Annotated in this window: 9 protein-coding genes; 4 read left to right on the top strand and 5 right to left on the bottom strand. The window is 52.0% G+C overall.

Annotated features, from left to right (window positions below):
- Positions 1 to 99 precede the first annotated feature (99 nt).
- Together RJ38_RS02830 and RJ38_RS02835 are read left to right on the top strand one after the other, a co-directional pair.
- Positions 100 to 780, top strand: a complete 681-nt coding sequence (locus RJ38_RS02830; RefSeq protein WP_039017384.1) for a GntR family transcriptional regulator — start codon at positions 100 to 102, stop codon at positions 778 to 780.
- A 116-nt stretch (positions 781 to 896) separates the two neighbouring features.
- Entirely contained in the window at positions 897 to 2402 is a 1506-nt protein-coding gene (locus RJ38_RS02835) for an aldehyde dehydrogenase (NADP(+)) (RefSeq protein ID WP_039017385.1), read from the top strand.
- 133 nt (positions 2403 to 2535) lie between these two features.
- Here RJ38_RS02835 and RJ38_RS02840 read toward each other — a convergent pair whose 3' ends face one another.
- Complete coding sequence (locus RJ38_RS02840) at positions 2536 to 3300, bottom strand: IclR family transcriptional regulator (RefSeq protein WP_039017386.1); 765 nt, start codon at positions 3298 to 3300, stop codon at positions 2536 to 2538.
- Between the two features lie 176 nt (positions 3301 to 3476).
- Here RJ38_RS02840 and RJ38_RS02845 point away from each other — a divergent pair, with 176 nt between their 5' ends.
- Positions 3477 to 3848 carry a 2,4'-dihydroxyacetophenone dioxygenase family protein gene (locus tag RJ38_RS02845; protein ID WP_238321629.1) on the top strand — a complete coding sequence of 124 codons (372 nt, stop codon included), beginning with the start codon at positions 3477 to 3479 and terminating at the stop codon, positions 3846 to 3848.
- A gap of 325 nt (positions 3849 to 4173) precedes the next feature.
- On the opposite strand, the gene RJ38_RS19455 is transcribed toward RJ38_RS02845, so the two are convergent.
- From RJ38_RS19455 to RJ38_RS02870, 4 genes are all read right to left on the bottom strand, one after another.
- Entirely contained in the window at positions 4174 to 4473 is a 300-nt protein-coding gene (locus RJ38_RS19455; RefSeq protein WP_039017387.1) for a PAAR domain-containing protein, read from the bottom strand.
- Positions 4474 to 4484: 11 nt separating this feature from the next.
- On the bottom strand, positions 4485 to 4994 hold the full coding sequence (locus RJ38_RS02855) for a hypothetical protein (protein WP_039017388.1): 510 nt from the start codon (positions 4992 to 4994) through the stop codon (positions 4485 to 4487).
- A gap of 649 nt (positions 4995 to 5643) precedes the next feature.
- On the bottom strand, positions 5644 to 6939 hold the full coding sequence (locus RJ38_RS02865; protein WP_156121730.1) for a DUF4123 domain-containing protein: 1296 nt from the start codon (positions 6937 to 6939) through the stop codon (positions 5644 to 5646).
- Between the two features lie 6 nt (positions 6940 to 6945).
- The gene (locus RJ38_RS02870) at positions 6946 to 7641 is read right to left on the bottom strand and encodes a bacteriophage T4 gp5 trimerisation domain-containing protein (RefSeq protein ID WP_039017391.1); all 696 of its coding nucleotides are present in this window, start codon (positions 7639 to 7641) and stop codon (positions 6946 to 6948) included.
- A gap of 83 nt (positions 7642 to 7724) precedes the next feature.
- On the opposite strand from RJ38_RS02870, the gene RJ38_RS02875 reads away from it, so the two are divergent.
- Positions 7725 to 8000: an IS3 family transposase gene (locus tag RJ38_RS02875; RefSeq protein WP_039017392.1), complete on the top strand. Its 276-nt coding sequence runs from the start codon at positions 7725 to 7727 to the stop codon at positions 7998 to 8000.
- The last annotated feature ends 58 nt before the right edge of the window (positions 8001 to 8058 follow it).

Genomic DNA, 8058 nt, shown 5'->3' on the forward strand with positions numbered 1-8058 from the left:
TCCCCAAACAACAGGGGGCAAAATTTCGATTTTATCCCCTGCCTTTCCAACAGTCTTTCGGGTAAGTATCAAAGACGCGTAGATGCAAAGGGCAATTGAATGGTGGGCAAACGGACAGTTAACAAGCAGAGCCTCCCCGAGATCATCGCAAATGATTTGCGCGAGCGCATCTTAAGCGGCGAGTTGGGCGAAGGCGAAGCCATCCGACAAGAAGCCTTGGCCACAGAATATGATGTGTCGCGCATGCCCATACGCGAGGCCTTGAAACGTCTCAGCGCTGAAGGTCTGGTCGATTGGGCCAACAACCGTGGTGGCACTGTCATACGCCATTCCATTGACCAAATCGGCGAGATTTTTGACCTGCGAGAACTATTAGAAGTCGATCTATTTCGCCGCGCGATCCCCAATATGACGCCCGCCGATTTTTCCCGTTGCGAAGAGTTGATGCAAAAGATGGAAGCGTCCTATGACGGGGATGACGTCGGACAATGGGGCGAGCTAAATTATGACTATCACGCCGCCCTTTACGCCGCCTCTAACCGCGATTTGACCCGCGAACTTCTGAACCGGATCGGCCTACAGTCTGACCGATACATTCGCATGCATCTTAGCATCATGAAACAGCGCGAGCCTGCCAAAGACGAACACCGCCAATTGCTGGCCTATGCCAAAGCCGGTGACATTGAAAACGCCTGTAGCCTACTGGAACGCCACATCAGGCGCACCCGTGATGAGTTGCTAGAAATGGTGACGGCACGGCGTTCGCAAGAAGGCAAATAAACGCGCGAGCGCATGCTCTGCGACTTGCAAAATCCTAAAAATTGGATACAATATCCACAAATTCAAATCTGCGTAGAATTCGCGCAAAAAACACATCCAGAATACGGAGCAAACTTATGACTTTTACCCCACACGGAAAGCACCTCATCGCGGGTGAATGGCTTACGGGCAGCGAAGATTTCACCTCTGCGCCAGCACATGGGCCTGCGCATAGCTATTCCGTTGGCCGCGTGTCAGATGTTGACGCCGCAGCCCAAGCTGCTGAAGACGCCTTCTGGAGCTTCGGATACACCACTCGCGAAGTTCGCGCCAATTTCCTAAATGCCATCGCGGATGAAATCGAAGCCCGCGCTGACGCGATCACCGAAATCGGCACCCAAGAAACTGGCCTGCCAGAAGGCCGTTTGCAAGGTGAACGCGGCCGCACAACAGGTCAGCTGCGTCTGTTCGCATCCCACATTTTGCAAGGTGATTATCTTGATCAGCGTCATGATGTGGCACTGCCAGATCGCGCGCCCCTCGCCCGCCCTGATCTTAAAATGATCCAACGTCCTATCGGGCCTATTGCGGTATTTGGCGCGTCCAACTTCCCGCTCGCGTTTTCCACCGCAGGCGGCGACACAGCAGCGGCCTTCGCGGCAGGGTGCCCTGTTGTCGTCAAAGGCCACAGCGCTCACCCTGGAACCAGTGAAATTATTGCCGAAGCAGTGCTTGCCGCCATCAAATCATGTGACCTGCACCCCGGTGTCTTCAGCTTGATCCAAGGCGGAAACCGCGAAGTTGGCGGCGCTTTGGTGCAACATCCCTTGATCAAAGCGGTTGGTTTCACGGGCTCTCTGGCAGGCGGCCGTGCATTGTTTGATCTTTGTGCCGCGCGCCCAGAACCCATTCCGTTCTTCGGCGAGCTTGGGTCAGTCAACCCGATGTTCATCTTGAACAACGCACAGAACGCACGCGGTGAAGACATCGCAAAAGGCTGGGCTGGATCATTGACCATGGGGGCTGGCCAATTCTGCACCAACCCTGGCATCGCGATCGTCCACGCCGGAGATTCAGGCGAAGCCTTCGTCAAATCAGTGCATGACGCCCTGTCAGAGACTGGCGCACAAACCATGCTGACCGATGGAATTGCCTCAGCTTACCGCGATGGCCAACGCCGTATTGCGCAAACCTCTGGCGTTCAAGATGTGCTGACCTCAACCTGTGATCAGCGCGATGCCACACCTTACCTTTATCGCACCACTGCACAAAACTGGCTGCAAAATGAGGCCCTCGCAGAAGAGGTCTTCGGCCCACTCGGTGTGGTCGTTTTGGCGGAAAATGTCGATGAAATGCGCGAGATTGCCCTAAGCCTGCAGGGCCAATTGACCTGTACCTTGCACATGGATGATGACGACACGGTTGCCGCGCAATCTTTGATGCCTGTCCTTGAACGCAAAGCGGGGCGCATCTTGGCGAATGGCTTCCCAACCGGTGTAGAAGTGGCCGACGCAATGATCCACGGTGGGCCCTATCCTGCATCGACGAACTTCGGCGCAACCTCCGTTGGTACATTGTCGATACGTCGCTTCTTGCGCCCAGTTTGCTACCAAAACCTGCCCGCTGCGTTGCTGCCTGCATAAGGGCACACTAGTCGTAGCGAGACAGACATACATCCGGTGGAGGCTTCAATCGAATTGTGGCCTCCACCCATTGGGGCCTAGCGCCGCTTTTTTCGTCATAACTTCAATTCCCGCCATGTCTCGACAGAGCAACCTATTCCGGGCTCCCTAAGTTTCCTGAAATCGCCCTGACGCATTCCAAAAGTGGCTTTGCATAGCTGTCTGGATCGTCGCGCAGCCGGTATAGCGGAACAGAGACACTAACTGCGGCCGCAGGCAGGCCCCGGTCGTCAAAGATCGCAGCGCCGAAACAGGCGATGCCAACTTCGTTCTCTTGATCATCAAATATATACCCGTCTGACCGACATGCTTCGATTTGTGCCTTGAGCGTCTCGGGATTGGTCGTGGTGAATGGGGTGATCGCATCAAGCGTAACGCCCTCAAGCATCGCTTCGCATTTCTCGTTGGGCAGCGCCGCCAAATATGCCTTGCCCACGCCGCTGGAATATAGAGGCACAAAAGTCCCGATTGTTGATCCCATCCGCACCGTTTCGTGGCTTTCGATCTTGTCAATATAGACAAGGCCTGCGCCGCTTGGGACTGCCAGATGTACTGTTTCGCCGGTTCGATCTCGAAGTGTTTCCAACAGGCTACGCGCGATGTCGCGGATGTCAGATTGGGCAAGCGCTCGGCGCGCCAGCATGACCAAACGTGGCCCTAGTTTATAGCGCCGATCCGTCGTCTGAATAATCATATCTTCAGCCTCTAGCCCCGCCAGAAGGCGGTAAAGCGTCGGACGGGTCAGGTTACATTCTTCCATCAATTCGCGAAGGACCGGCGGCCGTGGGCGGTCCGCGATATGTTGCAGCAGGTCGATATTGCGAGAGAAGCTCTGTGTTCCCTGAACGGTTTTAGTCATAGTTCCTCTTCCATAATTGACTCTTTGCCCAAGCCGGACATTCTGTCCATATTATTGATTATCATCCACAATATGGACATTTCGTGCGGAATACAACGAAAAACACGACCGCATCGTTTCGCGTTCTCAATGCCCCCACCAAGCCTGTAACGGCCCGCTCACAAAAGGAAGCACACATGCCACTGGTCAATGAAGACGCAAACCCCCGCGTACCCTACAAACACCCAATGCCACAGGATGCACTGCCGGATATCGTCATTCCCGATGCATTGTCCGAAAACGATCCGCGCATGTGGGTGCAGCAGACGGAAACTGTGTTTTTCCGCCCCCTATGCCTGAACGTGTCTCAGGGATATTGGATGAACCTTCTGAAGGTGACCAAAGCAGGCGTTCTGTCCCGTCATCGCCACCCAAACCCGGTGCATGGCTTTGTTCTGAAGGGGCGCTGGCATTACCTAGAGCACGACTGGGAAGCGGTTGAGGGCAGCTATGTTTATGAACCTCCCGGTGAGACACACACCCTACGCACCGCGCCAAATGGCGGGTAATTTATATACTTCAGCACAAGCTGCTGTATATATGCGCTATTTTAACCTAGATCTTGATCTACCAATTCGCAAAATGGGTCATCAAACTTCTCCCTAGGAAAAATATGCCCTGTTTTCGACCGAAATACCAGAAAATTCGGGGTTACACAATTACGTGTTTCGATAGATGGCAATGCAATTATTATGATGAATTGTGGAATGCTGATTTGTTGACTAAAGGCGCCGGAGACTGAACCATTTCAAACTGAAGCCGGAGGCTGTTAACTAATTTATGGAAAGCCAAATACCCCAAAGGTGAGACCCATGACGAAGAAAAAAACACCCCCTAGTCGCACATGAGGGTCGGCGCCCCAACCGTTATCTTACCTCCATGAGCGGTGCTGTCCCCTATACGCATCACGCCTTTGCCGTTGATTTTTACTAGGCTAGAACCTTTAGTCATCTTGTCTGTTCCTGGCATACCAGTGCAGGTGCATTTGCCGCCTTCGATAGCTAGAGGGACACCGTTGAACTTTACAAGGCTTTGCCCTGCATCCATCACCGGGCCACCAATGTGAGGTTTGGGGCCGGGGTCAACTTTGGGGCAGACGTGCATGTGACCAAGAAGGGCGATCGGTTTAGGCATGATGTGTCAATCTATCTTAACGGGGCATCAAGTTGATCAAAATTGTTAAAGTCTAAACGATCAAAAATATACTCACTGTCCACCAATTTGATATAGGCGTGCTGCTTCCAAACGCTTGGCCATGTAGATATGATGCCCAACTCTCCCCAAAAACCACTTTCTCTGTGTCCATATAAGTCCTTGTCCAAATTAGACAGCTCATCGATTACAGATCGCCTTTGCTTCGAAAATAGATTGATTCCACAGAAGGTTATAGGTTGCTTCGCGTCTTGAATATGGATCGCAACCACTTTTCCCAAGTGAAACTCGACATCAAGAACATCGTGATAAGGCCCATAATCTCTGTATTGTTTTGCTACACAATTTTCTATGAATGGTAACTCATCATCGCTATATTTGAATTCTTCCCAAAGGTTTCTGCTGGCTATCGGTTCGCCTAGAAGCTTATTTACTTCATCAGGCGACATTCCAAAGTAAAGATCGCGATAGTGCGACTGCGGTACAAAAATCTCGTCTGTCATCTACGTCTCCTCCCGGGCGTACCCTGTCCTGCTGGGAGCCCATATTTTTGTTTATTCTGATTTATACATTCCATGTAAGCGGCGGCGTCGGCAATAGCTTCATTATACCGGCCATCTGGAAATTTTGATTGTATGTCAACAACATCCATTAGGAAAGCTTCGCGAAGCTTTCCTTGGCGAATTAATGACCTTTGACGGTTTCTGTAGTTGCTAGCAGCGCTACTACTACCCCAACTGGCCGTTTGACTGTGATCGTCTGGAGACATTTGAATTGACGGCATTACACCGGTTCGAGCATTCACGGGATAAGCACCACTCGCGGGCATATGGTGACCCTCAAATCCGTCACCTCGCGTTCTTGCATATGATCCACCTTTATACCCAGAGCTGTTGGTCGGTAGTCCGCCTGCCAGCAACTGACAGGGGCTAACGAGTTCATCCATCTTGCGGCAAGTCCGACAGTTTCTCCGGCGTTGAATCTCACGCTGCAAAATACGCCGCCCTGACCGAATGCCGTTATTTGCAGCCGCTGCCGCTGCCGCTGCGGCGGCGCGTCGCGCAGCGGCAGAAGCAGCAATTCTTACCCCGGTCTTTATCGCGTACCCCACTGCGGCTCTTACAACAATGGCTGCTATGAATGGTAATACCATTAGAGCGCCTCCAATTCTTCGGGGGAGGCATTAGCAATATCCTCGACAATTCCTTCGACAATATCATCGGACAATTGATGAGTATCCCGGATATGTGTAAGCACTTGGTTATTTGTCAGGACTTCCTGCCCGGTAATCAGCGCCAACAACGCCCACAGCCCGAATCCATATTCGGTTTGTAAACCAATTTTATCGCCAACCTGTTCTGATTTTAAAACAAGCCCCTCAAGTTCTTTTTGCGATAGCTTCTGAGTGTATTCTGGTGCGGATTCATGTAAATAATCTGAAACCCGCTTGCGAGATATGGTCAACTGGCGCTTTTCAACACCAATTAGTGTTTTCTCCGATAGCCGCAAGACGCCTTTTTGAGCTTCTGGTAATCTTTCTGGTATCTCAGCCTGAAGCCAGTTCTTTTCATCTGTCCATTCAGGATCTGGCTCAAACAAAAGGCGGTTAGCCGGGCCGAAAAAACGGCCAATTTCTGGGCCCGTCATGCCGAAGATCACTTGTGCGATCACATTTGCGTCAGCATGACGGAATAGAACCATTGTGTGGGTGTCTGTTACTGGCGGCGTAGACCCGTCGTGGGATTCAGTCTCCACCTCGTCCCACTCCTCAAGCATCTCTTTGGGGTATAGCACCATATTAATGCTTCTAAGATGTTTATAAAGCTTGTCCACACCCTCCGGGCATTGCCAGAACACGGCGGCGGGCTTGTCGCCAATGAGATCGAGGATGGCCTCTACGGTATCGTCATAGCTGCGACCCGTGACCTTCTCGCTCTGCTCATTCAGGATCACCATATGAGGCGCGGTGATGATCTGCTCCGGGTCGTTTTCGCCTCGATCCAGATAGAGTGATCGAGAGATAAAGTCTCCGTCAAATAGCGCCTTGGGAAGATTGTCAAAATGCGCTCCATCCAGAACCGCAAAGACCGGTTCCTTTTTGTAATCAAGAGCAAGTAAGGCTTCTTTGAAACTGATTTCTTCCTCAACAGCCGCATCAAGCGCCCCGGCTTGCATCAGTGGCCCTAGCTCAACCAAGTGGCCGGGGTGAACCTTGCGGGCCATACCGCCAATTACAGCCTGATGACCGTGCTTACGGACGTACTCCAGAGCCGTGTGGCTTTCTTCTGCCCAAAGAAGTTTATACGGGCTGCTTTCCAAATAGTGCGCGATCTTGTTGCGGAACTCTGCCGCAGATCGACACCAGACAGCCACATTGCAGCGATACTCTTCCCCGGTCTCCCGGAGGGTTAAATGGCAGTCAGATACCCATGCTTCAGGATTGGACATTATGTATTACCTCACAAAGGGTGTGGCTGATGCGGCCATGGCACGAAGGCATTTAGAGCCTTCGCCCGGGCCACCGGATTTGAAGTCAATGGCATTGCCTTCAATCTCAACTTTATTGCCTCGAATTTTCACACCAGATTTATTAATTTCGATGTAGCCACCGGGCGCTGACAGGATGATCGTATCATTGGCTTTGATCTCCCAAACATTGGCGGCACCTTCAAACTTTTCTTCCGAAGATATCTGAAACAGTTTTCCAGAGGAATGCGCTGCACGTTTACCCGTGTGGGTCGTGTATTCTTCTCCGACCTCAACGGTCTTAGTTTTGCCAACATTCAAGCGCTGTTCTATCCCAACCTTGGTGAACTGCTTGGCCCCAACCATCGTGTTCTGGACTGCTCCAACCATGGTGTTTTTAAATCCGCCAATTTGTTCGGTGCGGGCAATACCGATGGTATCAGATTGGAACTTCTCCACGACTGTATTCATCACGCCGGACATAGGCATGACGGAAGTGAGAAGCGATCCAAGCGCCGCGCCAGCCCCAACTTGAGCTGCTCCGGCAATGGCCCGGTTACCTGCGGCCCCATTAAACCCGCCGATCTTGCTGGCTGAACTAACTTCCCCCAAGGCTGTTGCCGCTGCCATGCCTCCAAGGAATGTGGGGATCATCGGATTGCCAGCTTCCTCGGCTACGCTCATAGCATCTCCGGTTGCCTGCCTGGTCTTGTCCCGGTTTAGTTCCGGTCTCTTTTGAGCAATGTTTGCTATGAAGGAGATTGAGAATGGCAACGAGATACACTGACGAGTTTCGCCGTGATGCAGTGCGTATCGCAACGACCAGTGGACTGACACGACCACAAGCGGCTTCTGATTTGGGGGTTGGGCTTTCGACGCTGAACAAGTGGGTCCAAAAGCATCAGTATGATGACCTGATGTCGGGTCCTCACGAAGACGTTGAGAAAGAGAACGAACGCCTTCGCAAGGAAGTCCGGCTGCTGCGAGAGGAGAGGGAAGTATTAAAAAAGGCGGCGATCTTCTTTGCAGGCCAAAGCCGGTGAGGTTCGCCTTCATTGACGCCTGGAAAGAAGTTTGGTCCGTGGAATTTCTCTGCCGTAT

Source organism: Halocynthiibacter namhaensis (assembly GCF_000812685.1).
In the GTDB taxonomy this organism is placed as follows: Bacteria; Pseudomonadota; Alphaproteobacteria; order Rhodobacterales; family Rhodobacteraceae; genus Halocynthiibacter; species Halocynthiibacter namhaensis.

Excerpts from the sequence above, each read along its gene's own strand:
- RJ38_RS02830 (WP_039017384.1), top strand. The coding sequence starts at position 100 with ATGGTGGGCAAACGGACAGTTAACAAGCAGAGCCTCCCCGAGATCATC.
- RJ38_RS02835 (WP_039017385.1), top strand. The coding sequence starts at position 897 with ATGACTTTTACCCCACACGGAAAGCACCTCATCGCGGGTGAATGGCTT.
- RJ38_RS02840 (WP_039017386.1), bottom strand. The coding sequence starts at position 3,300 with ATGACTAAAACCGTTCAGGGAACACAGAGCTTCTCTCGCAATATCGAC.
- RJ38_RS02845 (WP_238321629.1), top strand. The coding sequence starts at position 3,477 with ATGCCACTGGTCAATGAAGACGCAAACCCCCGCGTACCCTACAAACAC.
- RJ38_RS19455 (WP_039017387.1), bottom strand. The coding sequence starts at position 4,473 with ATGCCTAAACCGATCGCCCTTCTTGGTCACATGCACGTCTGCCCCAAA.
- RJ38_RS02855 (WP_039017388.1), bottom strand. The coding sequence starts at position 4,994 with ATGACAGACGAGATTTTTGTACCGCAGTCGCACTATCGCGATCTTTAC.
- RJ38_RS02865 (WP_156121730.1), bottom strand. The coding sequence starts at position 6,939 with ATGTCCAATCCTGAAGCATGGGTATCTGACTGCCATTTAACCCTCCGG.
- RJ38_RS02870 (WP_039017391.1), bottom strand. The coding sequence starts at position 7,641 with ATGAGCGTAGCCGAGGAAGCTGGCAATCCGATGATCCCCACATTCCTT.
- RJ38_RS02875 (WP_039017392.1), top strand. The coding sequence starts at position 7,725 with ATGGCAACGAGATACACTGACGAGTTTCGCCGTGATGCAGTGCGTATC.